General features: G+C 63.9%; 25 protein-coding genes and 1 pseudogene. 16 read left to right on the forward strand and 10 right to left on the reverse strand.

Going from position 1 to position 26477, the window contains the following annotated elements:
• The first annotated feature begins 264 nt into the window (after window positions 1–264).
• The 7 genes from FAZ95_RS35030 (at window position 265) to FAZ95_RS35060 (ending at window position 8630) form a co-directional block, all read left to right on the forward strand.
• Entirely contained in the window at window positions 265–2355 is a 2091-nt protein-coding gene (locus FAZ95_RS35030; protein ID WP_137336959.1) for a hydantoinase/oxoprolinase family protein, read from the forward strand.
• A 2-nt stretch (window positions 2356–2357) separates the two neighbouring features.
• Window positions 2358–4040 carry a hydantoinase B/oxoprolinase family protein gene (locus tag FAZ95_RS35035; RefSeq protein WP_137336960.1) on the forward strand — a complete coding sequence of 561 codons (1683 nt, stop codon included), beginning with the start codon at window positions 2358–2360 and terminating at the stop codon, window positions 4038–4040.
• Window positions 4041–4050: 10 nt separating this feature from the next.
• A complete protein-coding gene (locus FAZ95_RS35040) occupies window positions 4051–4890 on the forward strand; it encodes an NAD-dependent epimerase/dehydratase family protein (protein ID WP_137336961.1) in 840 nt (279 codons plus the stop codon).
• A 38-nt stretch (window positions 4891–4928) separates the two neighbouring features.
• Entirely contained in the window at window positions 4929–6125 is a 1197-nt protein-coding gene (locus FAZ95_RS35045) for an NAD(P)/FAD-dependent oxidoreductase (protein WP_137336962.1), read from the forward strand.
• Window positions 6126–6164: 39 nt separating this feature from the next.
• Window positions 6165–6905, forward strand: a complete 741-nt coding sequence (locus tag FAZ95_RS35050) for an SDR family oxidoreductase (protein ID WP_137336963.1) — start codon at window positions 6165–6167, stop codon at window positions 6903–6905.
• Between the two features lie 33 nt (window positions 6906–6938).
• Window positions 6939–7691, forward strand: coding sequence for an SDR family NAD(P)-dependent oxidoreductase (locus FAZ95_RS35055; protein ID WP_137336964.1), 753 nt, complete (start codon window positions 6939–6941; stop codon window positions 7689–7691).
• A gap of 186 nt (window positions 7692–7877) precedes the next feature.
• Window positions 7878–8630: a FadR/GntR family transcriptional regulator gene (locus FAZ95_RS35060; RefSeq protein ID WP_137336965.1), complete on the forward strand. Its 753-nt coding sequence runs from the start codon at window positions 7878–7880 to the stop codon at window positions 8628–8630.
• A 53-nt stretch (window positions 8631–8683) separates the two neighbouring features.
• Here the strand turns inward: FAZ95_RS35060 and FAZ95_RS35065 are convergent, their stop codons facing one another.
• Window positions 8684–9601 carry a LysR family transcriptional regulator gene (locus FAZ95_RS35065; protein WP_137336966.1) on the reverse strand — a complete coding sequence of 306 codons (918 nt, stop codon included), beginning with the start codon at window positions 9599–9601 and terminating at the stop codon, window positions 8684–8686.
• Window positions 9602–9781: 180 nt separating this feature from the next.
• Here FAZ95_RS35065 and benA point away from each other — a divergent pair, with 180 nt between their 5' ends.
• The 4 genes from benA to FAZ95_RS35085 are packed head-to-tail and all read left to right on the forward strand — an operon-like array spanning window position 9782 to window position 13547.
• Complete coding sequence (gene benA / locus FAZ95_RS35070; protein WP_137336967.1) at window positions 9782–11197, forward strand: benzoate 1,2-dioxygenase large subunit; 1416 nt, start codon at window positions 9782–9784, stop codon at window positions 11195–11197.
• Entirely contained in the window at window positions 11194–11685 is a 492-nt protein-coding gene (benB, locus tag FAZ95_RS35075; RefSeq protein WP_137336968.1) for a benzoate 1,2-dioxygenase small subunit, read from the forward strand. Before benA ends, benB begins: the two co-directional genes overlap by 4 nt.
• A 51-nt stretch (window positions 11686–11736) precedes the next feature.
• Entirely contained in the window at window positions 11737–12756 is a 1020-nt protein-coding gene (benC, locus tag FAZ95_RS35080; RefSeq protein ID WP_137336969.1) for a benzoate 1,2-dioxygenase electron transfer component BenC, read from the forward strand.
• A 5-nt stretch (window positions 12757–12761) separates the two neighbouring features.
• Window positions 12762–13547 carry a 1,6-dihydroxycyclohexa-2,4-diene-1-carboxylate dehydrogenase gene (locus FAZ95_RS35085; protein ID WP_137336970.1) on the forward strand — a complete coding sequence of 262 codons (786 nt, stop codon included), beginning with the start codon at window positions 12762–12764 and terminating at the stop codon, window positions 13545–13547.
• A gap of 12 nt (window positions 13548–13559) precedes the next feature.
• On the opposite strand, the gene FAZ95_RS35090 is transcribed toward FAZ95_RS35085, so the two are convergent.
• The 4 genes from FAZ95_RS35090 to FAZ95_RS35105 form a co-directional block, all read right to left on the reverse strand.
• Entirely contained in the window at window positions 13560–14165 is a 606-nt protein-coding gene (locus FAZ95_RS35090; protein WP_137336971.1) for a cytochrome b, read from the reverse strand.
• Window positions 14166–14373: 208 nt separating this feature from the next.
• Entirely contained in the window at window positions 14374–14775 is a 402-nt protein-coding gene (locus tag FAZ95_RS40325) for a sulfotransferase (protein ID WP_175425841.1), read from the reverse strand.
• The gene (locus FAZ95_RS35100) at window positions 14691–15326 is read right to left on the reverse strand and encodes a malonic semialdehyde reductase (RefSeq protein WP_137336973.1); all 636 of its coding nucleotides are present in this window, start codon (window positions 15324–15326) and stop codon (window positions 14691–14693) included. Before FAZ95_RS35100 ends, FAZ95_RS40325 begins: the two co-directional genes overlap by 85 nt.
• A 72-nt stretch (window positions 15327–15398) precedes the next feature.
• Window positions 15399–15551, reverse strand: coding sequence for a zinc-binding dehydrogenase (locus FAZ95_RS35105; RefSeq protein WP_137336974.1), 153 nt, complete (start codon window positions 15549–15551; stop codon window positions 15399–15401).
• Window positions 15552–15753: 202 nt separating this feature from the next.
• On the opposite strand from FAZ95_RS35105, the gene FAZ95_RS35110 reads away from it, so the two are divergent.
• From FAZ95_RS35110 to FAZ95_RS35125, 4 genes and pseudogenes are all read left to right on the forward strand, one after another.
• Complete coding sequence (locus FAZ95_RS35110; protein ID WP_137336975.1) at window positions 15754–16611, forward strand: transporter substrate-binding domain-containing protein; 858 nt, start codon at window positions 15754–15756, stop codon at window positions 16609–16611.
• A pseudogene (locus FAZ95_RS35115) lies at window positions 16608–17027 on the forward strand (ABC transporter permease subunit); the annotation flags it as partial. The gene FAZ95_RS35110 and the pseudogene FAZ95_RS35115, both read left to right, overlap by 4 nt.
• A gap of 13 nt (window positions 17028–17040) precedes the next feature.
• Window positions 17041–17847 (forward strand): amino acid ABC transporter permease, encoded by an 807-nt coding sequence (locus tag FAZ95_RS35120; RefSeq protein ID WP_137336977.1) that lies wholly within the window; start codon window positions 17041–17043, stop codon window positions 17845–17847.
• Window positions 17834–18700 (forward strand): amino acid ABC transporter ATP-binding protein, encoded by an 867-nt coding sequence (locus FAZ95_RS35125; RefSeq protein ID WP_137336978.1) that lies wholly within the window; start codon window positions 17834–17836, stop codon window positions 18698–18700. Before FAZ95_RS35120 ends, FAZ95_RS35125 begins: the two co-directional genes overlap by 14 nt.
• A gap of 52 nt (window positions 18701–18752) precedes the next feature.
• On the opposite strand, the gene FAZ95_RS35130 is transcribed toward FAZ95_RS35125, so the two are convergent.
• From FAZ95_RS35130 to FAZ95_RS35145, 4 genes are all read right to left on the reverse strand, one after another.
• On the reverse strand, window positions 18753–20084 hold the full coding sequence (locus FAZ95_RS35130) for an LLM class flavin-dependent oxidoreductase (protein ID WP_137336979.1): 1332 nt from the start codon (window positions 20082–20084) through the stop codon (window positions 18753–18755).
• Window positions 20081–21466, reverse strand: a complete 1386-nt coding sequence (locus FAZ95_RS35135; RefSeq protein WP_137336980.1) for an MmgE/PrpD family protein — start codon at window positions 21464–21466, stop codon at window positions 20081–20083. The genes FAZ95_RS35130 and FAZ95_RS35135 overlap by 4 nt, the downstream gene beginning before the upstream one ends.
• 194 nt (window positions 21467–21660) lie before the next feature.
• Window positions 21661–22917: an MFS transporter gene (locus tag FAZ95_RS35140; RefSeq protein ID WP_137337749.1), complete on the reverse strand. Its 1257-nt coding sequence runs from the start codon at window positions 22915–22917 to the stop codon at window positions 21661–21663.
• A gap of 77 nt (window positions 22918–22994) precedes the next feature.
• Window positions 22995–24185 (reverse strand): M20 aminoacylase family protein, encoded by a 1191-nt coding sequence (locus FAZ95_RS35145; protein WP_137336981.1) that lies wholly within the window; start codon window positions 24183–24185, stop codon window positions 22995–22997.
• Between the two features lie 225 nt (window positions 24186–24410).
• Here FAZ95_RS35145 and FAZ95_RS35150 point away from each other — a divergent pair, with 225 nt between their 5' ends.
• Window positions 24411–25367 carry a LysR family transcriptional regulator gene (locus FAZ95_RS35150; RefSeq protein ID WP_137336982.1) on the forward strand — a complete coding sequence of 319 codons (957 nt, stop codon included), beginning with the start codon at window positions 24411–24413 and terminating at the stop codon, window positions 25365–25367.
• A 97-nt stretch (window positions 25368–25464) separates the two neighbouring features.
• Here the strand turns inward: FAZ95_RS35150 and FAZ95_RS35155 are convergent, their stop codons facing one another.
• Window positions 25465–26391, reverse strand: a complete 927-nt coding sequence (locus tag FAZ95_RS35155; RefSeq protein ID WP_137336983.1) for a LysR substrate-binding domain-containing protein — start codon at window positions 26389–26391, stop codon at window positions 25465–25467.
• Window positions 26392–26477 lie beyond the last annotated feature (86 nt).

Here is a 26477-nt window from a genome sequence, read left to right on the forward strand (position 1 = left end):
ACGTCACTCATCATATGTCAACGAACCAAAAACATGGATCGAGCGCTCGTCGAGGGGCACGCAAAAAGTCGCGTGACCCGCTTCGAATCCGCCACGCCAGCCAACGTTCGTGGAGCGCAAACCCGCCAGGCGCAGGCCCGGTGCATGCAACGGTTTAACGCTGTGGGGCTGGAGTAAGCGCTAAAGCGCCAACTCCGGCCAACCACAGCATGGGATCAGAGTCAGTGCTAAAGCACCAACTCTGATCGACATAGGAGAGACAAGGTGGCCAGTCACGACAAGGCACGAGTCGGCGTCGATATCGGCGGGACGTTTACCGACGTCGCGCTAGAACTCGGTGGGAAACTCTTTTCCACGAAGGTCCTTACCGATTACACGGCGCCCGAGCGCGCGATCATCAAAGGCATCAGCATCGTTGCGGGCAATGCCGGCATCGAACTCAAGGACATCGGCGTCATCATTCACGGCACGACGCTCGCCACCAACGCCTTGATCGAGCGGCGCGGCGCGAAGACCGCCTTCATCACGACCGAGGGCTTTCGTGACACGATCGAAATGCGGACCGAAAACCGCTTCGAGCAATACGACCTCAATATCAAGCTGCCCCCTCCCCTCATCGATCGCTGTGACCGCTTCACGCTCGGTGAGCGTATCGATGCACAAGGCGGGATTCTGCTGGCGCCTACCGAAGCGCAAATCGACAGCGTGGTCGATCGCATCGAGCGAGGCGGCTATGAGAGCATCGCGATTGGCTTCATTCATGCCTATGTCAACGGCGTCCACGAACGCTTGATGCGCGACGCGCTCGAAAAACGCCTGCCCCATGTGTCCGTCTCGATCTCCAGCGAGGTGTCGCCGCAGATTCGCGAGTTCGAGCGCTTCAACACTGTCTGCGCGAACGCCTACGTCCGCCCGATCATGAAGTCGTATCTCGATCGCTTGCTCGGCCAAGTCCGCGCGGCCGGCGCCGTCTGCCCCATCTTCATCATTCATTCGGGCGGCGGCATCGTCTCGATCGAAAGCGCGTCGGAATTCCCGGTTCGGCTCGTGGAATCGGGGCCCGCCGGAGGCGCGATCTTCGCGGCGCACATCGCTTCGCAATACAACCTCGATACCGTCCTCTCGTTCGACATGGGCGGCACCACGGCCAAGATCTGCCTGATCGACGACTTCACGCCGAAGACCGCGAACACCTTCGAAGTCGCGCGCACCTATCGTTTCAAGAAAGGCAGCGGCATGCCGATCTCGATTCCAGTTGTCGAGATGGTCGAAATCGGCGCGGGCGGCGGCTCGATCGCCTCGCTCGATGTGATGCGGCAGATCCGCGTCGGTCCGCATAGCGCGGCGTCCGAGCCGGGTCCGGCGTGCTATCAGCGCGGCGGCACGCAGCCGACCGTCACCGACGCCGATCTCCTGCTAGGCCGGCTCGACCCCGACAACTTCGCGGGCGGCTCGATCCCGTTGTCGGTCGACAACGCCGCCCGAGCGATGTCTGATGAAGTCGGCGCCACGCTCGCGCTCACGCCAGAACAAGCGGCCTACGGCGTGGCCGAAGTCGTCGACGAGAACATGAGCAACGCAGCGCGCGTCCACGCGGTGGAAAGCGGCAAGGACATCGGCGACTACACGATGATCACTTTCGGCGGCGCCGGCCCGCTCCACGCGGCACGGCTCTGCGAGAAGAGCGGCATCAAGCGCTTCGTCGTGCCGCCCGGCGCCGGCGTCGGCTCGGCGATCGGCTTTTTGCGCGCCCCGTTCGGCTACGAGAGCGTGCGCAGCGCGAGCATGCGCCTCGCTCATTTCGATGCCGATGCGCTCAACGAAATCGTCGCGCAACTGAGCGCCGAGGCCATTCGCTTCGCGCGTCAGGGTTCGGGCGAAGCCGAGCCCGAAGTCGACGTGAAAGCGTTCATGCGCTACGTCGGCCAGGGTTGGGAAATTCCGATCGCGATTCCGTATCGGGCATTCAGCGCCGACGATCGGCTGACTTTTACTGAGCTGTTCACCCAAGCCTATACGCAGTTCTTCGGCCGCCCGATCGATGGTCTCGACATCGAGATCGTGAGCTGGGCGGTCAAGGCCGCTTCGCCGCTGCCGCCGGTTGAGCATCTGCAAATGGTCGAGGGCCGCGATCCCGCCCGCGTTGCGAGCACCCGCAAGATCTTCGACGCGGCGCTCTCTCGCTACGTCGATGCGGCCATCGTCGAGCGCGGCGCCCTGCGAGTGGGCGAGCGCGTGAGCGGCCCGGCCATCATCGTCGAGCCCGAGACCTCGACACTCATCACGTCGTCGTTCGATGCCACGGTCCAGCCCGACGGCTGCCTGCTCGCGACGTCCAAGGCCCATACGGAGTAACCATGTCAGCCAGCCAACTAGACACCATCCACATGCAAGTCATGTGGAATCGCCTGATCTCCGTCGTGGAGGAGCAGGCGACCGCGTTGATCCGCACCGCGTTCAGCACCAGCGTGCGCGAAGCCGGCGACCTGTCCGCCGGCATCTTCGACCAGCGCGGCCGCATGCTCGCGCAAGCCGTCACCGGCACGCCCGGCCACGTGAACACGATGGCGGAAGCCGTCGAGCACTTTATCGACGCGATCGGCGTGGAGCGGATGTATGAAGGCGACGTCTACCTGACCAACGACCCGTGGAAAGGCACGGGCCACCTTCACGATTTCACGGTCGTGTCGCCGTCGTTTCTCGACGGCAAGCTGATCGGCTATTTCGCCAGCACCGCGCACGTGGTCGACATCGGCGGACGCGGCTTCGGCCCTGATTCGCGCGAGATTTACGAGGAAGGTCTCTTCGTGCCGATCATGAAGCTCATCGAGCGCGGCGAGGTCAATCGCGACCTGATCAACATCCTGCGCAACAACGTCCGCGAAGCGGACAAGGTGGTCGGCGATCTCTATGCCCTCGCCTCCTGCAACGAAACCGGGCACAAGCGTCTGCTCGATATGCTCAGGGAGTTCGATCTGAAGGACGTCGAGGGCATTGGAGAGTTCATCCTCGCGCGCAGCCGCGAAGCGACGCTGGAACGCATCGCCGCGCTGCCCAAGGGCACGCAGACCAACGACATGACGCTCGACGGCTACGACACGCCGGTCAAGCTCAATGTCACGCTGACGGTCGGCGACGATCACCTGCTCGCCGACTTCGCCGGCTCCTCCCCGGCCAGCCCGTTCGGCATCAACGTTCCGCTGCTGTACGCGAAGGCGTATGCCTGCTACGGCCTCAAATGCATCATCGCGCCGGAAGTGCCGAACAACGCGGCCTCGCTCGAGCCGTTCCGCGTCCAGGCGCCGGCAGGCTGCATCCTCAATGCGCAACGGCCGAGCCCCGTCGCGGTGCGTCACGTGCTCGGGCACTTCGTCCCGGATCTCGTCCTGGGCGCCCTGCACAAGATCCTGCCCGGCCGCGTGCCGGCCGAAGGCGCGGGTGCGCTCTGGAATCTGCACGTGAGCGCCCGGCCCGTGCGAGAAGATTCGGGCCTCCCAGGCAGCGAGATCCTGATGTTCAACAGCGGCGGCACGGGTGCGCGCGCCGAGCTGGATGGGCTGTCGGCCACCGCGTTTCCGAGCGGTGTCCACGCCATGTCGGTCGAAGCGACCGAACAGGTCGGACCGATCGTCGTGTGGCGCAAGGAAATGCGCTCCGGCTCCGGCGGCGCCGGCAAGCATCGCGGCGGGCTCGGCCAGGTCGTCGAGATCGGGCCGCGCGCGGGCTACCAGTTCCGCTTCAATGCAATGTTCGACCGCATCGATCATCCGGCGCGCGGACAGTCGGGCGGCAAACCGGGTGCGGCCGGTGAGGTCACACTCTCCGACGGCACGAAGATGCGCGGTAAAGGCACGCAGGCAGTCGGCGAGCACCAGCGTGTCGTGCTGGCCTTGCCCGGCGGCGGCGGGATCGGCTCACCCAAAGAACGCGACAAGGAAGCGCTGCTGCGCGACCTGCGCAACGAGTACATCTCCGAAGCCCAATTGAGCGACGAGTACGGCGTCACGCTCGACACGCTGAATGCAGCGGCTAGCCATTGAGGAGCAGCGCATGACCGACATCACCCGGCCTGTCTTCAAGAACATCCTGATCACGGGCGCCGCCGGCGCGCTCGGCGCGGTACTGCGCGAATCGCTGCGCCCGTATGCGACCACGCTGACGCTGAGCGACCGCGAACCGCTAGGCGACGTGCGCGAGAACGAACGGCACTTCGTGTGCGACCTCGCCGATCGCGATGCCGTGTTCGAGATGATGCAAGGCGTCGAGATGGTCATCCACCTCGGCGGCGCACCGCGCGAAAACACGTTCCAGGTCATCCTCGACTCGAACATCGTCGGCGGCTACCACATCTACGAGGCGGCCCGTCAAGCGGGCGTGAAGCGCGTGATCTATGCAAGCTCCGTGCATGCGATCGGCTTCTACGAATGCACGCAGACCATCGACGCCACCGTGCCGCAGCGCCCCGACAGCCTCTACGGCGTCAGCAAGACCTTCGTCGAAAACCTGTCGCGCTACTACTTCGACAAGTTCGGCATGGAGTCCGTCTGCCTGCGGATCGGCTCGTGCTTTCCGAAGCCCGTCGACCGGCGCATGCTGGCCACCTGGCTCTCTTACGACGACTTCTCGCATCTGTGCATACGCGCGCTGATGACGCCGAGCGTCGGGCATATGGTCGTCTACGGCAATTCGAACAACAGCGCGAACTTCTGGGACAACACTCAGGCGGGCTATCTCGGCTACCGGCCCAAGGACTCGGCCGATGCCTACCGCGCCGACGTGTACGCAACCACTCCGGCGCCCGACCCTCGGCATCCGGCAGTCCGCTTCCAAGGCGGACAGTTCGCTGCCGACGGCCACTACGAAGACGCCGAAGACGCGAAAACCGCGTAAGCGACCCGGTCCAGAACGATTTTTTGGAAAGCATAGAGATGGCACAGCTTGCATCGAAGTCCCACTACGATGTTGTCATCGTGGGCGGCGCGGTCGTCGGCAGCGCGACGGCGTATTTCCTCGCGACGAACCCCGACTTCAACGGCTCCGTCCTCGTCGTCGAGCGCGACTGGTCCTATGCGCGGTCCGCGACCGCGCTGTCGAGCGCGTCGATCCGGCATCAGTTCTCGAACCCGCTGAACATCCGGATTTCGCAGTTCGGCACCGAGTTCATCCGCAATTTCCACGAGCTCGTCGCAGTCGACGGCGATGCGCCCGAACTCGGTTTCAAAGAAAACGGCTACCTGTACCTCGGCGATGCGTCGAGCGCGCCGATGTTCGAGCGCAACTACACGACGCAACGAGACAACGGCGCCGATGTCGCGCTGCTCGATCCCGAGCAATTGAAGCACCGCTTTCCTTGGTTGAACACCGATACGCTCGTCAACGGCGTCTACGGCCAGAGCGGCGAAGGCTGGTTCGACAGCTACGGGCTGCTCCAGGGCATGCGGCGCAAGGCGCGGGCGCTGGGCATCGAGTACATCGAGAACGAGGTCGTCGACATCGTCCGCGAGGGCGGCAAGATCACGGGCGCCGTGCTCAAGAGCGGCGAGACGATCGGCTGCGGGCTGATGGTGAATGCAGCGGGCACGCGCGGCCCGGCGATGGCACGCCTAGCCGGCCTCGACATTCCCGTCGAGCCGAGAAAGCGCTGCCTGTTCGTCTTCGACTGCCGCACACCGCTCGAAGGCACTGTGCCGCTCACCATCGACACGACCGGAATCTTCTTCAGGCCCGAGGGCAAGTACTACCTGACCGGTTGCTATCCCGATCCCGATCCGCTCGCGGATGTCGACGACTTCGACGTGATCCATGCGGAATTCGACGACGTGATCTGGCCCGCGCTCGCGGAGCGCGTTCCGGCGTTCGAGGCCATCAAGGTCGTCAATTCGTGGGCGGGGCACTACGATTTTTGCGTGCTCGATCACAACGCCATCGTCGGGCCGCATCCGGAAGTGGAGAACTTCCTGTTTGCGAACGGATTCAGCGGACACGGCCTGCAGCAATCCCCTGCCGTGGGACGCGGCCTCAGCGAGCTCATCGTCTACGGCGAATACCGCTCGCTCGATCTCGGGCCGCTAGGCTATGCGCGCGTCGTCGAGAACCGGCCGTTTCTCGAAGAAGGCGTGATCTAGGCGCTCATCCCAATTCGCTTCCATCCAAAGGCACGCACTATGAACGACCCTTTGTACAAGACCGCGCTGGTCACAGGCGCATCGAGCGGGATCGGGCGCGCGATTGCGCGCCGCCTCGTCAAAGAGGGCTTGCAGGTGTACGCACTGGGCCGCGATGCCGCGGCGCTCGATGCGCTCGCCACCGAATGCGGCGCTACGCCGATCGCGGCAGACCTCAAGGACACGTCGGCGCTCGCCGACCTGTTCAGCCGCATCGAGATCGACGTGGTGGTGAACAACGCCGGGCTGCTTCCGGCCCTCGCGAAGTTCCACGACGGCTCGACGGCCGATATCGACAGCATGATCGACGTTAACCTGCGCGCGCCGCTGCGCCTTTCGCATATGGCGCTTGCCGGCATGATGCCAAGACGGCGCGGGCATCTGTTCTTCGTGGGTTCGAGCGCGGGTCGCTTCCCGCATCCGAATACCGCGGTGTACGGCGCGACCAAGGCGGCGATCAGCCTGTTCTGCGATTCATTGCGCTGCGACCTGCTGGGCAGCGGGATTCGCGTGACGGAGATTGCGCCGGGCCGCGTCCAGACGAGCCTCTATCGCACCGCTCTCGGCGAGCAAGGCGCCAACGAGAAGCTGTACGACGGCTATCGCTCGATCCAGCCCGAGCACGTCGCCGAGCTGATCACCACGGCGCTTTCGCTGCCGGACTACGTCGACGTCTCGCGCATGGAAGTCTTCCCGACCGATCAGGCGCCCGGCGGCTCGCAAATCGTTGCCGCCCGTTGACCCCTACTCCTTAACGCTCACTCCCCATTACCCATGAAAAACCAACATGTCGTTATTGTCGGAGGCGCTTCGGGCCTCGGGCTCGCCGTCGCCAAGCTGATGCTCGCCGAGGGCGCCAAACGCATCGCGCTCATCGACAAGAACGGACTCCTCCTCAAAGAGACCGTTGGCAACCTGCAAGCGGAAGGTCACGACGTCGCCGGCGTGGAAGGCGACATCACGCGCAAGGAAACCGCGCATGCGGCCTTCAAGCAGGCAGTGGACGCACTCGGCCGCGTGGATTGCCTCATCAATAGTGCGGCGATCTATCCGCGCCGCCCGTTGCTCGACATCTCCGATGCCGAGTGGGATCTCGAGAACGCGGTCAACATCAAAGGCACGTATCACATGATGGTGGCCGCCATCGAGCACATGCGCGCGCGGCCGAAGGTCGAAGCGAACGTCGCCGGGCGCATCGTGAACATTACGTCGGTCGATGCGTTCAAGGCGCATCCGCAGAACGCGCACTACGCCGCCACGAAGGCGGCCGTCGTCAGCCTCACCAAGTCGTTTGCCCAAGAAGTCGCCAAGGACGGCATTCTCGTCAACTCGGTCGCGCCGGCCGGCTTCGCGACTGAAAAAGCGAAAAAGCTCGGCTTCCTCGGCGAACTGGCCGCTGCCAACCCGCTCGGCCGCGCAGCCGAGCCCGAGGAAATCGCGCAGTGGGTGCTGATGATGGCAAGCAGCCGCAACACCTACGCCACGGGCGAAAACGTCATTGTCAGCGGCGGCTATATCTACGCGTGACATAGATCAGGCAAGGCACGATTCACCCTGCCCGGGCGGCGGGGTGAGCCCTTGCGAGACCTGCCGATATGCTAGAGTCATAGCATGTCATACAGCGTAGGTCATATGGATGAGCGACCGCGCCGACGCGGAGTGCCTGCATCCGTCAATTGCAGAGCTTTCCTCATCCAGAGCGGAGTACATGGAATGACCCTGGACGCTGAAACTCTCCTGAAAAACGCCGCCAGTTCGGGGCGGCGGCGCAGCTTGACCGAACTGGTCATCCAGGCACTGAGCGACAAGATCGATCGTGGTGAATATGCCCCGGGCGCCAAGCTCCCCACCGAGCCCGAGCTATGCACCGAGTTCGGCGTCAGCCGGACCGTCATCCGTGAGGCGGTTGCGTCGCTCAAGCTCGGCCGGCGCTTGATCGCTCGTCATGGTGTCGGCGTTTTCGTCTCGGACGACGCCGCGCAATCCGTCGAGACCGCCTTCATCGATCCCGCCACGTTCAAGAATTCGATGCACGTGCTCGAGTTGCGTATCGGCGTCGAGTGCGAGTGCGCCGCCTATGCCGCGCAGCGCCGCTCCGAGCAGCAGTTGAAAGCCCTCAAGCAAGTCTACGCGAGCATGGAAGTCGCCTCGGTCGACGACGATGCGGAGTGCGCGCGCGCCGATTTCGAGTTTCATCTTGCGATTGCGACGTGCTCGGGCAATCCGCATTTTTCCTCGCTGCTCAAGTCGCTCGGGCAGGAAATCATCATCGACCTGCGCTTGAAGCACGCCAAAGCGGACGCCAAGGAGCGCAAGACCTTCATCAAGCGCATTCAGCGAGAGCACGGCGAAATCCTAGACGCCATCGAAAAGCAGGATGAAGCCGCGGCGCGCAGAGCCATGCGCCGGCACCTCAACGAGAGTCTCGAGCGCTATCACAATCTGTCCAATGCGCGAGCGGAGTGACGGGCGGCGTCGTAGCTATCGGACGAACAACGTCCCGTCAATCCAGTGATCGCCTAAATCTCCGGCGGCGGCAAAAACTCCATCCTCTCCTCGACATACAGCGCGTAGATCAATTCGAGCATCGCGCGAACATCCTCCGATTCGTCGAGCATGCGCATGCTCATGATGATCGGCGAAACGAGCTTCGGGTCGTCGAGTTCCTTGTAGCTCACGTCATCGCGCTTCAGCCCGTGCACGCTGCTCGGGACGATCGAGATCCCCTCGCCCATCGCCACGAGCCCTAGCGCGATCTGCAATTCGCGCGTCTCGAAGATGCGATGCGGCTTCAACGCGCGATCGTGAAAGGCGGCCAGCACCTGGTCGGCATAGCTCGGGCGTGGCGCTTTCGGAAAGATGATCAGCGTCTCGCCGAGCAAGTCGTGCAGCGACAGCACGGGCTTGGCCGACTCCAACGAATGGCCGATCGGCAGCGCCACGATCATGCGCTCCTCGCGCAGCACGACGCGGCGGATGCTCGGGTCTTCATGTCGAATCCGGCCAAAGCCGACGTCGATGCGGCCTTCCTTCAAGGCTTTGATCTGATCCATCGTCGACATTTCGTGCAGGCTCAATTCGACCGCGCCGTTTTCCGCGCGAAAGCGCCGGATGATCTTCGGCAGCATTCCATAGAGCGTCGAGCCGACGAAGCCGATCGACATGCTGCGCTCGATCTTGCCGACGCGCTTGGTCATCGATTCGAGCTCGGCGGTCTGAGCGAGAAGCTGCACCGCGTGCGAATAAAAGAAGCGGCCGGTATCGGTGAGCTTGAGCGGACGCGATTCGCGCTCGAACAACTGAACGCCGAGCATCTCCTCGAGCTGCTGAATCTGGCGGGACAGCGGCGGCTGTGCGATGTGCAGCCGTTGTGCGGCGCGCGTGAAATTGCGCTCCTCGGCCACGGCAACGAAGTAACGCAGGTGGCGCAGCTCCATGACCATACCTTTTAGATATCGAACGAATACTAAATCAGTGTTGGACGCGCTAATTGGCCGCCAACTATGCTTCGACTACGGTTGACGCCAACGGAAATTATACCTTCCGAGCATTACACAGCACAGGCGGATTCGCACCTGGCAGACCGTCCGCATAACGATTCTGGATGGAGACACCGCATGATCCCGATTTACCCGGACCGTACCCCCCGGCTGACGTCGATCGACGACTTCCTCGTCGAGGACGAAGCGCGCGGCGACTATCGCCTGCACCGCAGCGCGTTCACCGACGAGGCGCTCTTCGAACTCGAAATGCAGCACATCTTCGAGGGCAACTGGATCTACCTCGCGCACGAAAGCCAGATCCCCAACAACAACGATTACTACACGACCTACATCGGCCGCCAACCGATTTTCATCGCGCGCAATCGCCAAGGCGAGCTCAATGCGTTCATCAACGCATGCACGCATCGCGGCGCGATGCTGTGCCGCCACAAGCGCGGCAACAAAGCGACCTACACGTGCCCGTTTCATGGCTGGACCTTCAACAACAGCGGCAAGCTGCTCAAGGTCAAAGACCCCGAGGGAGCCGGCTACCCTGAGTGCTTCAACAAGGAAGGCTCGCACGATCTGAAGAAAGTCGCGCGCTTCGCGAACTATCGCGGCTTCCTGTTCGGCAGCCTGAACGCGGACGTGCCGCCGCTCGAAACCTTCCTCGGCGAGGCAGCGCACATCATCGACATGATCGTCGACCAGTCCGAAGACGGGCTCGAAGTGCTGCGCGGCTCTTCAACCTATACGTATGAAGGCAACTGGAAGCTGACCGCCGAAAACGGCGCGGATGGCTATCACGTCTCGGCCGTGCACTGGAACTACGCCGCGACGACCAACCATCGCAAGCAAGAAAACGCGCGCGAAGACCAGATCCGCGCAATGGATGCCGGCAGCTGGGGACGTCAAGGCGGCGGCTTCTACGCGTTCGAGCACGGACACATGCTGCTGTGGTCGCGCTGGGCGAACCCCGAGGACCGTCCCAACTTCAGCCGGCGCGACGAGTTCGCCACCCGCTGCGGCCCCGAGAAGGCCGACTGGATGATCCAGAACTCGCGCAATTTGTGCCTCTATCCGAACGTGTACCTGATGGACCAGTTCGGCTCGCAGATCCGCGTGCTGCGCCCGCTCGCGGTCAACAAGACCGAGGTGACGATCTACTGCATCGCGCCGAAAGGCGAATCGGACGAAGCGCGTGCGCGGCGCATCCGCCAATACGAAGACTTCTTCAACGTGAGCGGCATGGCGACGCCCGACGATCTCGAGGAATTCCGCGCGTGCCAGCAAGGCTACGCGGGCCGCGCGCTCGAATGGAACGACATGTGCCGGGGCGCCACGCACTGGGTCCACGGCCCCGACGATGCGGCCAGGAAAATCGGCCTGAACCCGGTGATGAGCGGCGTGAAGACCGAAGACGAAGGCTTGTATACGGTCCAGCACCGCTACTGGGTCGAGACCATGAAAAAAGCGCTTGCGGCCGACGCTTTGCATGCGACCAGAGTAAGCGCTAAAGCGTCAACTCTGATCGACAGGAGCCAGGCATGAAGACGACCACGCTCGCCGATATCCAGGCGTTCCTCTACCGCGAAAGCCGCTTGCTCGACGACGAGCAGTGGGACGAATGGCTCACCTGCTATCACCCTGACGCGGTGTTCTGGATGCCGTCATGGGACGACGAAGACAAGCTGATCACGAACCCGCAGCGCGAGATCTCGCTGATCTATTACCCGAGCCGCCAGGGGCTCGAGGACCGCGTCTTCCGCATCAAAACCGAGCGCTCGAGCGCCACGATGCCCGACACACGCACGAGCCACAACATCGCCAATGTCGAATTGGAAAGCGAAGAGGACGGTGTGCTCACGGTGCGCTTCAACTGGCACACGCTGAGCCATCGCTACAAGACCAACTACAGCTACTTCGGCATGTCGCGCTACGTGATCGATTTTTCCGGCGACCAGCCGCAGATCCTGAACAAGTACGTCGTGTTGAAGAACGACTACATCAATCAGGTCATCGACATCTACCACATCTGAGCGGATACCAGGGCCTGTTCACACGAATAACAGGCCCTAAGGAGCAGTCTCATGGAACACAGCATCGCACTTCAATTCGAAGACGGGGTCACCCGCTTCATCTCCTGCCGCGAAAACGAAACGCTCGCGGATGCCGCGTACCGTCATCAGATCAACATTCCGCTCGATTGCCGCGACGGCGCGTGCGGGACGTGCCGCAATTATTGCGAATCGGGCCGCTACGATCTTCCGGAGTCGAGCTATATCGAAGATGCGTTGACCGCCGACGAAGCCGCGCAAGGCCATATCCTCGCGTGCCAGACGCGGCCGCGTTCGGATTGCGTGATTCGCGTGCCCGCCTCGTCCGCCGCGTGCAAGACCGGCGTATCGCGTCATGGGGGCACGCTCGCGTCGGTCGAGCCGTTGACCGAGTCGACGATCCATTTCTCGATCGACGTCGACGAGCCGGGCAAGCTCGGCTTCTTGCCCGGCCAGTACGTGAATGTCGAGATACCGGGCAGCGAACTGACGCGCTCCTATTCGTTCAGCTCGCCGCCGGGCGCTTCGCGCGTGTCGTTCGTCGTGCGCAACGTGCCGAACGGGCGCATGAGCCAATACCTTGCCGAGCACGCGAAGCCGGGCGAGAAGATCGGCTTCTCCGGCCCGTACGGCAGCTTCTATCTGCGCGAGCCCGCCAGACCCATGCTCTTTCTCGCGGGCGGCACCGGCATCGCACCGTTCCTGTCGATGCTCGACGTGCTCGCCGCGAACGAAGGCACGCAGCCGGTCAGAATGGTTTACGGCGTGACGAACGATGTCGATCTGGTCAGCGTCGAGCAGCTCGACGATGCGGTATGCAAGATTCGGCATTTTGTATACCGCACCTGTGTGGCCGACGCGGCCAGCGCGCATCCACGCAAGGGCTACGTCACCGGCCACGTCGAGCCCGAATGGCTCAACGGCGGCGACGTCGATATTTACCTGTGCGGCCCGGTCGCGATGGTCGAGGCGGTGCAGGGCTGGCTGCGCGAAACCGGCGTGACGCCCGCTAACTTCTACTACGAGAAATTCTCGGCAAGCAACGTCGCGTGAGCACCATGAGAACCAGTCAGCGCTTCAAAGACAAAGTCGTCGTCGTGACCGGTGCGGCGCAGGGCATCGGGCGCGGCGTCGCGCTCGCCGCCGCTGCGGAAGGCGCGAGCGTCGTGCTCTGCGACCGCTCCGAGTGGGTGCGCGATGTCGCCGATGAAATCTCAATCGCGGGCGCGCGATGCATCGCGGTGACAGCCGATCTCGAGACCTACGCGGGCGCATGCGAGATGACGCGCGCGGCGCTCGGCACCTTCGGCGGCATCGACGTCTTGATCAACAACGTCGGCGGCACGATTTGGACCCGGCCATATCAGGAGTACGAGGAAGCGCAGATCGAAGCCGAAGTGCGGCGCTCGCTCTTTCCGACGCTCTGGTGCTGCCGCGCCGTGCTGCCCTCGATGATCGAGCGCAAGCGCGGCGCGATCGTCAACGTATCGTCGATCGCGACGCGAAGTGTATACCGCGTACCGTATGCCGCATCCAAAGGCGGCGTCAACGCGATGACAGCGAGTCTAGCCTTCGAGCACGCACAAGACGGCATACGCGTAAACGCCGTCGCGACGGGCGGCACCGAAGCGCCGCCGCGCCGCGTACCCCGCAATGCCGAAAAACCGAGCGAGCAAGAGGCGATCTGGTATCAAGGCATCGTCGACCAGACGCTGGCGTCGAGCCTGATGCACCGCTACGGAACGATCGACGAGCAAGTCGGCGCGATTCTGTTTCTCGCTTCCGACGAAGCCTCTTACATCACAGGTACGGTGTTGCCGGTAGGCGGCGGCGATCAGGGCTGAGCCGGACGTTTCTCAGAGCATCCGGCGCAGCACGTTGTTGCGGCTCACGAACTGATGCTTGATGACGGCAAGTACGTGCAGGCCCACCAATCCGGCCAGCAGTGCGCAGCCGCCTCGATGCAGCAGGAACAGCGTATCGGTCAACGGCCCCTTCTCGAACGGCGTGCGAACCTCGAACAGGCCGAAGAACGAATATCCGTGCGGCACCATCAAGAAGCCGCTGGCCAGCACGAGAAAAATCGTCAGATACATCACGCCATGCACGCCGTGCGCGAGCCGGCGCTGTGCGGCGGAAACGCCGGCGAGCGGCCACGGCTCGACGCGCTTGTATTTCCACAGCACGCGCAGCGGAAACAACAGAATCAGAATCGTAGCCAGCGACATATTGAGCCGCGACACGAAGTCATGAACCGGCCGGCTGCCAATCCGCGAGAGTGCATACCCCGCGAAGCTCGCGTAGAGGATCGTGATGGCGAATATCCAGTGAAACGCGCGCGAGAGGCGGTCGTAGCGATCGAGGTCGCGATGGGTTTGCGCAAAGGCGGGCCCTTCCTGCGTCACGAACGGGGCATGCGCCACGGCAAGGCGCAAGCTGCCGGTTCGATCGGCGTCATTCATGGCCGTTCCGGACATCGTTTTCAAAGACACGTTGAGTAGCGGGCTCAATCAATTCGGTGAGAGGCATGGCGAGCGCAGTGGGTGTCTGCGCTCGCGCATCCTACGCACGCGGCCGCCCAGTGTCAACGAAAATGCAAATGACAATCACTCTCATTACGAATTGCTTTAATTCAGCCTTCAATACAAGCACCCGCCACGGCCGCCCGCCCTAGCCCAACAGATCCGGCCCGAGCCCATCGAGCAACGGCTTCAGCAAATCGTCCGCAGGCCGCCAGCGTTGCAGCGAAGTTCGATACAACGGCTGGCGCACCTGCGATGCGCTCGCGGTCGCCACTTGCCGGCGCGTCTGATCGAACGCGAGGCAACGTTCATCCCAATCGAGTCCGCAATGCGCAAGCATCTTGCGCGCCGTGCCCTCGAGATCGTCGACCAACGCTTCGTATTGCACTTCGAGCATGAAGTGCGCAGGCAAGACGCGCGGCGGTTTCGCTTCGTGTGGTCGACGGGTCCGCAAAGCAGACAGGCTTATAAAAGGGTGCAGGCTTGATCGAACTCGAGGCGCGGTCCGCGCGCAAAAAGCCCTGACTTGTCGCCGTACCCGAGATTGCAAAGGAAATTCGACTTGATGTGGCCCTCGGGAAAGAACTCCTCGACGGAATCCCGCTCACTCGTTCCGGCGCCGAAGAATTCCTCGTCGACTTTGGCGTTGTCGAACCCCGACATCGGTCCGCAATCCAGCCCCACCGCTCGCGCGGCCAAGATCAGATAGGCGCCTTGCAAACTGGAGTTGCGTTTCGCGGTCACGTCGACCATTTCCGGCGAATTGGCGAAGTAATCGCGCATGCCGGGATTGTGCGGAAAGAGCAGCGGCAGCTTCTCGTAGAACTTCAGGTCGTAGGCGACGATGGCCGTGACTGGCGCGCTCATCGTCTTGTCCACGTTCCCCGGAGCGAGCGCCGGCAACAACCGCTCTTTCGCGGCCTTCGAGCGCAAGAAGAGAATCCGCGCGGGAGTGCAATTGGCGCTGGTGGGAGCCCACTTCATCAGGTCGTAAAGCCGGCGCAAAGTTTCGTCCGAGACCGGCTCGTTCAGCCACGCGTTGTAGGTACGCGCTTCACGAAACAGCAGATCAAGTCCGGCATCATTTACGGTGTCTTTCATACATCCTCCTTGAGCATGTGGCCGCGGCGGCCCGGCATAACGCGTTCGCGCACGCGGCGACGATCGATCCTTTCACGTCATCACGACGATCTTTCCGCCTGCAATGTTGTCCTCCATGCAGCGGTGCGCTTCGACGATGACCTGCAGCCGAAACACCTTTTCTACCTTAATCCGTAGCGTGCCCTTTTCAAGCTGATCCACGAGCGCCGCATAGGGTGTCGTCATGAAGTCGCCACCGGGTTCGACTGCTACGGGCCGAGCTTGAAATGCTCAAATCAGATAACGGTATGAAAAATGGTTGGTTCTGGATCGCGCGGCCCTTCTCGACAATAGCCGCTAACGCTGCGTCTGCGCCGCTTGGGCGTCACCGCTCCCTGTCAGTGCGCACGCGCGGCGCACACCGACCTCTAAGCGATCCGTTACTCTCATGCTCAAGCGCTTTCTCCTCAGCAACCCGCTACGCCGCCTTTTTTTCCCGTGGGCGGGCGTCCTTGTTCTAACCGCCTTCGCGGCGAGCGCCGCGCACGCGGACAGCACGCTCGATCGCATCCATGATCGCCACAAGCTCGTGGTCGGCGTGATCCTGTCCGGGCCGCCGTTCGGCTCGCTCGATCCCGCAACACAGAAGCCGGTCGGCCTGAACGTCGATCTCGCCGAAAGCCTCGCGAGCCACCTCGGCGTCGCGCTCGAGATGGTGCCGGTGCAGCCGTCGAACCGCGTGCAATTCCTGCAGCAGGGCAAGGTCGACGCGCTCATCGCCAATATGGAAGTCACGAAGGAGCGCGCCGACCTTCTCACGTACCCGCCAACGCCGTTCGAGGAAATCGGCGGCGCGCTGATCACGCGCAAGGACAGCGGCATCAAGAGCTGGAACGACCTGCGCGGCAAACCCGTTTGCGTGTCGCAAGGGAGCAACTACGCCAAGCCCCTCGCCGACGAATACGGCGCACAGGTCAAGGCGTTCCGCGGCCAGCCCGAATCGCTGCTCGCGCTGCGCGGCAACAACTGCGTCGCCGCGGTTCACGTCGCGCCGACGCTGCGCCTCTTGGCCGCCAAGAACCCGGACTGGAAGGACTACACGATTCCGGTCTCGAACGATCTGATCCCCTCGCCGTCGGTGATCTGGGTTCGCAAAGGCGAAACCGACACGCAACATGCGTTCGAAACGATTGTCGAGGACTGGCACCGCAGCGGCTGGCTCATCGACACGGAGCGCAAGAACGGCATGCAGCCGTCGCAAGCGGTGCTCGACCTGCATGCGAAATTCAAGGCGCAGCCTGCATGAGCGCCGCGCCGCTCGAAGCGGCCGTCGCCGCGCTCAAGCGCGCCGGGCTCGACTACGGCTTCGTGCTCGACGCCGACGACCGCCTGTCGTTCGTCCACGGCATGCTGGTGACAGTCGAGCTGGCCCTCGTCACCGCATGCTTCAGCATCGTGGCCGGCGTGCTGCTCGCGTCGATGCTGCGATCGCCGCATGCGGCGCTCGCCCGCAGCGCGCGCGCTTTCATCGAAGTCACGCGCAATACGCCGACTCTGGTGCAGCTCTTCTGCGCGTTTCTCGTGCTCAACATGCTGTTGAGCGAAGCATTGCGCAGCCTCGGCGGCAATCCGTTGACGCCGTTCATCTGGAGCGTCGCGGTGATCGCGTTGCACAAGGGCGCGTTTCATGCGGAAGCGCTGCGAGCCGGCATCGAAGCAGTGAGGATGCCTGGATATGGCCACTGAGCCCCTCGTCTCGCTTCCCGCTCTCGCGCCAAGCCGCCGCCCGGGCGCGCTCGCTGCCGTGCTCGTGGTCGCTGCGCTGCTCGCATTAGGCGAGCGCGAACTCGCCGCCAGCGCACGCAACACCGCATTCGCCGCGTTGCTCAAATGGGCGCCCGCGCTCGGCAAGTCGCTCTTGGTCAACATCGAAATCAGCGTGCTCGCAGTCTTGATCGGCAGCGTGGCCGGGCTCGCGCTGGGGCCGCTGCTGTTGTCGCCGTTGGCGCCGGCGCGCATCGCGGCGCGTGCGTACGTGCAGGGGTTTCGCAACGCGCCGCTCCTCGTACTGATCTACTTTTCGACCTACGTGTTTCCGTTCGAGATTCCGCTCGGCCATCACGCGCTGCCCTTCCCTGACTGGTTCAAGGTCACGCTGGGACTCGCGCTGCCGGCGAGCGCGAACGTCGCGGAGATTTTTCGCGGCGCGATCCAATCCATTCCGCACGCGCAATGGGATGCCGCGCGGTCGCTCGCGTTTTCCCGCACTCAGGTGTTCCGCTGGATCATCCTGCCGCAGTGCGTGAAGCGCATGCTGCCGCCGTGGATGAACCTGTACGCGAGCATCACGATGGGCACCTCGCTCGCGTCGCTGGTCGGCGTGCACGACCTGCTCGATACCGCCCAGGTGGCAAGCAACACCGTCGCGCGCGCGGACTTCACCGTGCTCGTGTATTTCACCGTGCTGGGCCTCTTCTTCGCCTATTGCTATCCGATCGCGCGCTTCACGCGGCGCCTGGAACAACGTTATGCGCTCAGTTGAACCCTTCGTCTCCACCGCTGCGAACGACGCGCCGCGGCCGCTCGTCAGCCTGCGCGACGTGCACTTGTCGTTCGGCGCGAACCCCGTATTGAACGGCATCGACCTCGACGTGTTCCGAGGCCAGGCGGTGTCGATCATCGGGCCGTCAGGGTCGGGAAAATCGACGATCCTGCGCTGCATCACCGGCTTGCTGAAACCGCAGAGCGGCACGATCGAAGTCGACGGCACGCGCGTCGATCGGCTCGCTTCCGAGCATGACGAAATTGCGCTGCGAAAGCGGGTCGGCTTCGTGTTCCAGCAGTACAACTTGTTTCCGCATTTGAGCGTGCTCGACAACCTGGTGGCGGCCCCGGTGCGGATTCTCGGCCGCGACAAGAAGAGCGCGATCCGCCATGCGCACGAACTGCTTGCGCGCGTGAGGCTCGCCGACAAGGCGCACGCCTATCCGGGCCAGCTTTCCGGCGGACAGCAGCAGCGCGTCGCGATTGCACGCGCGCTCGCGATGCAGCCGGATTTGATCCTGTTCGACGAAGTGACATCGGCGCTCGATCCGGAGATGGTCGGCGAGGTGCTGAACGTGATACGCGATCTCGTCAGGGACGGCATGACGTGCGTGCTCGTTACGCATGAGATGCGGTTTGCCGAGGAAGTCAGCGATGCGGTGTTCTTTACCGAGGCCGGTGTGATCGTCGAGCATGGGCCTGCGGCGCGGGTGTTTCGCGAACCGGCGAGTCCGCGTACGCAGGCGTTTTTGGCGCGTTCGCTTGCGGTGGGTAGCGATGCGCGCAGCCGCGATTCGAGCGTGGTGGTTCACGCGCCGATCAAGCTCGATTTGAGCAAATTCGCGGTTTGATACTAGGACGCGCTGCGGTTGGGCAGCGCGCAACCCCTACGCGCGCCCTACCTCACCCCGCCGCGTACCGGCTCACCGGCCGCCGCAACCCAAGATGCTCCCGCAGCGTCGTCCCCGAATATTCGGTACGAAAGAGACCGCGCCGCTGCAACTCCGGCACCACCAGCTCGACAAAGTCATCGAGACCGCCCGGAAAATACGGCGGCATGATGTTGAATCCGTCCGCGCCCTCGCCGACGAACCATTCCTCGAGCGCATCGGCAACCTGCACCGCCGTGCCCCAAACGATCCGATGCCCGCGCGCGCCGGCAACGAGGTGATAAAGCTCGCGCAACGTCAGGTTCTCGCGGTGCGCGAGATCGGTCAGCAACTTGGCGCGGCTCTTCAACTGCTCCGATTCGGGCAGATCCGGCAGCGGACCATCGAGCGGATACTTCGACACATCGTGACCGAGCCGGTCCGACAGCAGCGTCAACGCGCCGGACGTATCGGTCCATTCCTGCAGTTGCGCGTACTTGTCCTTCGCTTCCTGCTCGGTGCGCCCGATGACCGGGAAGACACCCGGCATCACGTGAAGCTGCTCGTTCTCGCGGCCGTACTTTGCGAGCCGCCCCTTGAGGTCGCGATAGAACACGCGCGCCTCATCCAGCGTCTGCTGCGCGGTGAACACCACTTCCGCCGTGCGCGCGGCCAGCTCTTGCCCCGGCCCCGACGAGCCGGCTTGAATCACCACCGGATGCCCTTGCGGCGGACGCGACGTGTTCAACGGCCCCTTCACCGAGAAGAAGCGTCCCTCATGCGCAAGCGTATGCACCTTGTCCGGGTCGAAGTAGACGCCGCTCGCCTTGTCGCGCACTACGGCGTCGTCGTCCCAGCTGTCCCACAGTCCCTTGACGACGTCGACGAACTCGCCGGCCATCTCGTAGCGCAACGCATGATCGGGGTGATTGCCGCGCGTGAAGTTCGCCGCGGTGCGATCGTACGACGTGGTGACGACGTTCCACGCGGCGCGGCCTTGGCTCAAATGATCGAGCGACGCGAACGCACGCGCGATGTGATACGGCTCGCTATAGGTCGTCGACGCCGTCGCCGCGAGGCCGATATGGCGCGTCCCCATCGCGAGCGCCGACAGCAGGCACAGCGGCTCGAAGCGCATCGCCATCGACGGATGCGCGTCCGGTCCGCTCGTCAAGCCATCGGCGAGAAACACCATGTCGAACTTCGCGCGCTCGGCAGTCTGCGTGATCCGCTGCATCAGCGCGAGATTTTCGCTGCCGGATTGCGCATCGGGATGGCGCCAGCCTGCGACGTGATGACCGGCGCCTTGGATGAAGAGGCCCAGGCGCATCTGGCGCGCGCGGGAAACGGGTTGCGATTGGCTCATGCTTGGATATCGGTGAAGGCTTGAAATACGGATGCGAGATCGTCGGCGCTTTGCATCGTCTCGATTGCCGCAGGCAATTCGAGCAATGCGGGGGCGTGCTTGACCGCGTCGGCGAATTTGGCGCGCAGGTCTGCGGCGCTGACGAGACGCTCGGTTTTGTGGCTCACCGTCGTGCCGTTTTTCAGCGCGATCTCGACCACCGAAAAACGCGTGGCCGGATCGGTCGACGCGCGCGGCGCAGCGTGATCGTGCTGGCGCGTCACGCGGGCGGCGAGCGCGATCAGATCGGGACGCACCGGCACGTCGGCGAAGGTCGCGACACTCGCGCGGCCATCGGTCAACGCAGCGGCCAGCGCATATTCGACGCTGAAGCGCGCTTCGAGTCCGGTCGCGGGCAAGTGCGTGAGGAGAGGCGTATCGCCGGCGGGTGGAAAGGTGACGGTGATCCGTTCGATGTCGCCGGCAACCAGGCGGTGCGCGGCGCGCAGCGTAAGCGCGGCGTCGAGCGCGTAGTGCGTCGCGGTACAGCACGGCCATGGCTTGAAGTACAGCCCCGGCGAGACGATCTGCCAAGGCGCGCTCCAGCCGTCGAGCACGCGCCGCGGCGCTTGCGCGCCCGCGCCGAATACCGCGAAGAAGCCACTCGGACCGTCGAGCGCCGCGCGTGAACCCTGCAAGCCCTGCGCGGCAAGCTGCGCTGCGAAGAGACCGGCGCGCGCCGCCTGCGCCGCGTGCAGCGGCTTCGCTTCGCTGCCGAACTGCAGGCGCAGACCGGCCGACTGCGTCGCGGCAAGACCTAGCGCATTCTCGATAGCGTCCGCATCGAGACGCAGCAGATAAGCCGCCGCAGCAGCCGCGCCCAGCGTGCCGAGCGTCGCCGTGTTGTGAAAGCCCTGCTCGTAATGGCGGCTGCCGAGCGCGAGTCCGAGCCGCGCCATCGTCTCGACGCCGACCACATAGGCGGCGAGAAAATCGCGCGCACTGCTGCGCCGCGTCTGCGCCAACGCCAGCAAAGCAGGCAGCAGCACCGTGCCCGGATGGCCGCGCACGCTGCTATGGACGTCGTCGTAGTCGAGCGCGTGACCCGCATAGCCGTTGAGCAGCGCAGCGTCGAGCACGCCGACCGTCTGCGGATAGCCGATCGCCGACGCCTCGCCGCGACTGCCGCCGGCAACCACGGCGAGCAGCTTGCGGTAGCCTGCGTCGTCGGCGCCGGCAAACGCAGCCGCTAAAAAATCGAGCAGGCCGCGCCGGGCAGCGGCGATCGCGCCGGCATCGTCGAACGGGTTGGCGGCGGCGATCGCGGCAGCCAGCCCGCGCGTTACGTGACCGGCCTCGTCACCGGCAATTTCGGCAACGGCAGATTCGGAAGAGATGGACATGTCGCGTGAGGGAAATCCTGCGTAGAGCACGTCGTGGCACGTAGTGCACGTGAAACGGTCGTGCAGATGCTAACGAAGGCACTTCCCTGCGACAAACAAGATTTCCCGCTTTCGATATCGCGTTTAGAGCGATGCGGCAGCAGCGATCCACGCTGCTGCGGTGACGTCATCTCCGCGCGAAGCGTCCGACGCGTTCAATCGAGCGCTTTATTGCCGGTCTCCTCGAACATCGAAACGGCAATCAGCGAGATCAGGACACAACCGATCATGTACCACGCCGGCGCCATCTTGCTGCCCGTCGCGTGGATCAGCCAGCCGGCGACGAGCTGCGCCGTGCCGCCGAACACCGAAACCGCGATCGCATACGCGCTCGACATGTACCCCGCGCGCAGATGCTTCGGGAAGTTTTCCGGCATCAGCGCGTAGGCCGGCGCTGAGCCCATCGTGTAGCAGAGCATCAGCACGATCAGCGCAGCGAGCACGACCGGCAGCGACGGGAAATGCGTCATGATCCAGAACGCCGGATACAGCAGCAGGATCAGCGCGATGCGGCCGATCACCGTGAGCGGCTTGCGGCGCCCCATGCGGTCCGACCACGCGCCGTAGACCGGGCACATCACGAGCGAGATCGTGCTCGACGCGACGCCGGCCAGCATCGACATCTTCGGCGGCAAGCCAAGGTACTGGATGCAGTACGTGGGCATGTAATACATCATCACGTAGGTCGATACCGACATGCCCATGATCGAGAAGATCGTCAGAAACCAGTTGCGCACGTACAGGCCGCGCTTGGGATCGTCGCGGCTTGCCACGGCTTTCGCTGCGGGCGCCTCTTCGCGGATGTGGCGGCGCAGGTAGATGCCCACCGGCGCGATCAGCGTGCCGACCAGGAACGGAATGCGCCAGCCCCAGCTATGCATCGTCTCCGCCGACAACAGGAAGCCGAGGCTCGTCGCAAGACCCGAGCCGAGCAGCGCCGCCGCGCCCTGGCTCGCGAGCTGCCAGCTCGCGCGAAAACCCCGGCTCGCGGTGCCGCCCATCTCCAGCAGCGTCGCGGTCGCCGCACCGAACTCGCCGCCCTGCGCAAAGCCCTGCACGAGCCGCGCGACCACGATCAGAACCGGCGCGGCCAGCCCGATCTGCGCATAGGTCGGCGCGAGCCCGATGGCGGCCGATCCAATCGCCATCAACAGGATGGTGAGCGTGAGCGCAGGCTTGCGGCCGGCGCGGTCCGCGTAACGGCCGAGCACGATGCCGCCGAGCGGACGCATCACGAAGCCCACGGCGAACACCGCGAAGGCGAGCAGTGACGACGTGATCGGGTCGTTCGCCGGGAAGAACTGGTGGCCGATCGTCAGCGCGAAGTAGCTATAGACGGTGAAGTCGAAGAACTCGAGCAGGTTGCCGATCACCGCCGCCAGCACGATCTTGCGCTGTTGTCCCGGCGACATCAGAGGCGCTTCGGCACCCGGCGCAGCGACGCCCGGAGCTTCCACGTCCGTGCGAGCAAGCGAATTCGTCGCCGTGTTCATGCGCGCTCCTTGCTGAGAAAGCGTTCGACGAGACGCGTCCAGAAGGCCGCGCCGATGGTCAGGTTTTCGTCATTGAAGTCGTAACGGGCGTTGTGCAGCATCGGCCGTCCTTCGCCGTTGCCGAGCCGCACGAAGCAGCCGGGGCGCTGTTGCAGGTAATACGCGAAGTCCTCGCTGCCCGCGATCGGCGGGAACGGCGCGATGACGTGCTCCGGCCCGACCAGCTCTTCGGCCACCCGGCGCGCGAATTCCGTCTCGGCCTCGCTGTTGACGAGCACCGGATAGCCGCGGATGAAGTCGATCTCGGCCGTCGCGCCGTAGGCTTGCGCCTGCGAGTCGACGATCGCGCGGATGCGCGCTTCGAGCGTCTCGCGCACTGCCGGCGAGAACGAGCGCACGCTCATTTCGAGCACGGCGTCTTCGGGAATCACGTTCGGCGCGTACCCGGATCTGAACGAGCCGACGGTCACCACGGCGGCTTCGTTCGGATCGACGTTGCGGGCCACCACCGTTTGCAGCGCCATCACGATACTGCTGCCCACCACGACGGGATCGACGGCCAGATGCGGCCGCGCCGCGTGACCGCCACGGCCGACGATACGCACCTTGACGGTGTCGGACGCGGCCATCAGCGGCCCCGCGCGAAAGCCGAACGTGCCGACCGGCACACCCGGGTGATTGTGCAGTCCGAAGATCGCATCGCACGGGAAACGCTCGAACAGGCCGTCGGCGATCATGCGCACGGCGCCGCTGTCCGACCCGGCCTCTTCGGCCGGCTGGAAGATCAGGTGCACGGTGCCGTCGAAGCGGCGCGTCTGCGCGAGCTGCTGCGCGGCACCGAGCAACACGGTGGTGTGGCCGTCGTGACCGCACGCGTGCATCTTGCCGTCGTGGACGCTCGCATAGTCGAGGCCCGTCTGCTCGTGGATCGGCAACGCATCCATGTCGGCGCGCACGCCCACCGTGCGCGGGCCCGTCCCCACCTTCAGCGACGCGACGAGCCCATGCCCGCCGACGTTGCGCGTCACGTCGTAGCCCCAGGCTTCGAGCTTGTCCGCCACGAAGCGCGCCGTCTCGGCTTCCTCGTAGGACAGTTCGGGATGCCGGTGGATGTGGTGACGGATCTCGTCGAGTTGCGGACGTGCGTCGGCCAGATCGGCGACGGTGCAGTAATGGCTTTCGCTCATGGTTCGGTGCGGCTCCTTCTTGGACGCGTGCGCAATGAATGCGGTGGATAGGCGGTGGCTCATGGCGGCGAAAGGAAAATGTCATGCACGAACCGCCAACGATTCCGGCCGAGTATTGCACCGACGAAAAATTCGACCCATGACGGAAACCAAGCGAAAATGTTGCCTTTAAGGCAACGATTGGCGTGGCGGCGCAAGCTGCATTCACGCGGGAGGGACAGCGGCATGGGCGAGACAGATCGCGGCGTGAGTACGCCGGCGGACAGAGGCATCGACGAGATCGGCGAGCGCTCGCTGCGCTACCTCGCCGAAATCGCCGCCAGCGGAGGGGTGCGGATGGCGGCCGAGGCGCTCGGCGTGAACGCATCGGTGATCAGCCGGCAGGTGGCGGCGCTGGAGCGCCGGCTGCGCTTTCCGCTGATCGAGCGGCGCGGGCGCCACGTGGTCGTGACCGAAATCGGCCAGGTGCTCATCGATCACTACCGCGACGGCCAGCGTCGCCAGCGCGATCTGGCCGCGCGGCTCGAAGAGTATCGGCACCTGAAGCGCGGCCGGGTCGCGCTCGGCGTCGGCGAGGGCTTCATCGGCAACCTGATCGCCCGCGCGCTGCAGCGCTTTTCGAGGACGTATCCCGACATCCTCGTCGAGATCCGCTCGGGGCCGACGCCCGTCGTGCTTTCGCTGGTGCGAGACGATGTCGTCGATATCGGCCTGTGCGCGCGTTCCGCCGACGACCCGGCCATGCGGATCCATCCGTTTGCGGCGAGACCGCTCTGCGCGGTAGTCGCGCCGTCGCATCGCTTCGCGAAAATGACGATGGTGCCGCCGGCCGAACTTGCGCATGAGCGCCTCATCTTCATGACCGAAGCGTTCGGCGTGCAGCACTTCGTGCAGTCATTGCTCGACGACGTGCGGTTGAACGTGATGCCCGCCTATCGCGTAGACCTCTTCAACACGGCGCAGACGCTGGCGGCTGCGGGTCTCGGCGTCGCGTTCATGTCCTCGATCACCGCGCGGCGCGGGATCGAACTCGGCGAGCTGGTTGCGGTGCCGATCGATCACCCGATCGCGGCGGGCTTCGCGAGCCAGATGATCACGCGCGTCGGGCGGCGGCTGTCGCCGGCGGCCGATCATTTGTGGAAACAGCTGGCGCAGAGCTTTTTGCAAGGCGGGGGGAAATAGACATGACAATGCATCCCGATCCCCGGCCCGCCACTCTCGCCGACCGTCAAGCCATCGAGGCGATCGTCCGAGACGCCTGCTGGACAGAGACTGTCCGTCAACCGAACATGGCCGTTATGTCGCGTCCCGCTTGCTCGGCTTCCCCGATTAGCCAGTCGAGAAATTGCCTGGCTATCGGGGAGTCCGCTACGGATTGCTTCCAGCAAATAAAGTATGGGAATGGCATGGGTAGAGCAATCTTGAACGGCAAGACAAGATCGTGTCGCTTGATGCTATCAATGGCAAAGAAGCCCTGTCCCAGCGAAATGCCTCTCCCTCTAATCGCCGCATCGATTGCCATGCCGGACACGGAGTATGTGAGTGGTGCCAACACTTCAGGTAGCGGTACGCCAACCGCATGAAACCAGTCTTTCCACGTGGGCGGCGACATCTTTCCCCATCCCCACTCAACGTGAATGAGCGGGTAGCGCAAGATATCCGCTGGTTGCGAAATCGGCGCTTCCGACTGCAGTAGCGAGGGCGCGCATACGGGTGCGACTCTGTCGGTGAAGACAATGTGATAGGGCGTTCCGTCGTCCGGAGGCGCGCCATAAGTCAGCCGGACATCGGCACTTCTCGCACCGATATTGGTTTCGTGGTCGACGACCTCGACATGAACCTGCACGTAAGGGCAAATGGCGTGCCATTTGTCCAATCTGGAGGCAAGCCAGTGGGTCGCTACCGACGGAAACGTCATCAGGGTGAGCCGGCGGCCCGTCTGTGCCTTGAGCGCTGCCTGGGCGTCATGGAAGCACTCGAATCCCCGGGAAATGTGCGAGTGGTACAACTCGCAGAGTGGCGTCGGTCGCAGACCGGTATTCTCCCGGTCGAAAAGCGTAACCCCGAGAAAGTCTTCAAGCACGCGAATCTGCTGACTAATCGCCCCGGGCGTAACGTGAAGCGCCTCTGCGGCGGCCACGGCACTACCGTAACGAATGACGGCATCGAATATCTGCAAGGCTCGAAGAGGCGGAAGGCGATTCATGTCGTTGACCTAGACAATGCCGATGGGAATGCCAAGCCGGGAAGCATTGTCGACTCGCGAAGCCAGTCTAGCAAGGACTGGCGCGT

Origin of the sequence: Trinickia violacea (genome assembly GCF_005280735.1) — a bacterium.
Taxonomy (GTDB): domain Bacteria; phylum Pseudomonadota; class Gammaproteobacteria; order Burkholderiales; family Burkholderiaceae; genus Trinickia_A; species Trinickia_A violacea.

Excerpts from the sequence above, each read along its gene's own strand:
- FAZ95_RS35060 (WP_137336965.1), top strand. The coding sequence starts at position 7,878 with ATGACCCTGGACGCTGAAACTCTCCTGAAAAACGCCGCCAGTTCGGGG.
- FAZ95_RS35100 (WP_137336973.1), bottom strand. The coding sequence starts at position 15,326 with ATGAAAGACACCGTAAATGATGCCGGACTTGATCTGCTGTTTCGTGAA.
- FAZ95_RS35050 (WP_137336963.1), top strand. The coding sequence starts at position 6,165 with ATGAACGACCCTTTGTACAAGACCGCGCTGGTCACAGGCGCATCGAGC.
- FAZ95_RS35085 (WP_137336970.1), top strand. The coding sequence starts at position 12,762 with ATGAGAACCAGTCAGCGCTTCAAAGACAAAGTCGTCGTCGTGACCGGT.
- FAZ95_RS35135 (WP_137336980.1), bottom strand. The coding sequence starts at position 21,466 with ATGTCCATCTCTTCCGAATCTGCCGTTGCCGAAATTGCCGGTGACGAG.
- FAZ95_RS35045 (WP_137336962.1), top strand. The coding sequence starts at position 4,929 with ATGGCACAGCTTGCATCGAAGTCCCACTACGATGTTGTCATCGTGGGC.
- FAZ95_RS35120 (WP_137336977.1), top strand. The coding sequence starts at position 17,041 with ATGGCCACTGAGCCCCTCGTCTCGCTTCCCGCTCTCGCGCCAAGCCGC.
- FAZ95_RS35040 (WP_137336961.1), top strand. The coding sequence starts at position 4,051 with ATGACCGACATCACCCGGCCTGTCTTCAAGAACATCCTGATCACGGGC.
- FAZ95_RS35140 (WP_137337749.1), bottom strand. The coding sequence starts at position 22,917 with ATGTCGCCGGGACAACAGCGCAAGATCGTGCTGGCGGCGGTGATCGGC.
- FAZ95_RS35125 (WP_137336978.1), top strand. The coding sequence starts at position 17,834 with ATGCGCTCAGTTGAACCCTTCGTCTCCACCGCTGCGAACGACGCGCCG.
- FAZ95_RS35090 (WP_137336971.1), bottom strand. The coding sequence starts at position 14,165 with ATGAATGACGCCGATCGAACCGGCAGCTTGCGCCTTGCCGTGGCGCAT.
- FAZ95_RS35155 (WP_137336983.1), bottom strand. The coding sequence starts at position 26,391 with ATGAATCGCCTTCCGCCTCTTCGAGCCTTGCAGATATTCGATGCCGTC.
- benB (WP_137336968.1), top strand. The coding sequence starts at position 11,194 with ATGAAGACGACCACGCTCGCCGATATCCAGGCGTTCCTCTACCGCGAA.
- FAZ95_RS35145 (WP_137336981.1), bottom strand. The coding sequence starts at position 24,185 with ATGAGCGAAAGCCATTACTGCACCGTCGCCGATCTGGCCGACGCACGT.
- FAZ95_RS35055 (WP_137336964.1), top strand. The coding sequence starts at position 6,939 with ATGAAAAACCAACATGTCGTTATTGTCGGAGGCGCTTCGGGCCTCGGG.
- benC (WP_137336969.1), top strand. The coding sequence starts at position 11,737 with ATGGAACACAGCATCGCACTTCAATTCGAAGACGGGGTCACCCGCTTC.
- FAZ95_RS35110 (WP_137336975.1), top strand. The coding sequence starts at position 15,754 with ATGCTCAAGCGCTTTCTCCTCAGCAACCCGCTACGCCGCCTTTTTTTC.
- FAZ95_RS35065 (WP_137336966.1), bottom strand. The coding sequence starts at position 9,601 with ATGGAGCTGCGCCACCTGCGTTACTTCGTTGCCGTGGCCGAGGAGCGC.
- FAZ95_RS35035 (WP_137336960.1), top strand. The coding sequence starts at position 2,358 with ATGTCAGCCAGCCAACTAGACACCATCCACATGCAAGTCATGTGGAAT.
- FAZ95_RS35150 (WP_137336982.1), top strand. The coding sequence starts at position 24,411 with ATGGGCGAGACAGATCGCGGCGTGAGTACGCCGGCGGACAGAGGCATC.
- benA (WP_137336967.1), top strand. The coding sequence starts at position 9,782 with ATGATCCCGATTTACCCGGACCGTACCCCCCGGCTGACGTCGATCGAC.
- FAZ95_RS35105 (WP_137336974.1), bottom strand. The coding sequence starts at position 15,551 with ATGACGACACCCTATGCGGCGCTCGTGGATCAGCTTGAAAAGGGCACG.
- FAZ95_RS35130 (WP_137336979.1), bottom strand. The coding sequence starts at position 20,084 with ATGAGCCAATCGCAACCCGTTTCCCGCGCGCGCCAGATGCGCCTGGGC.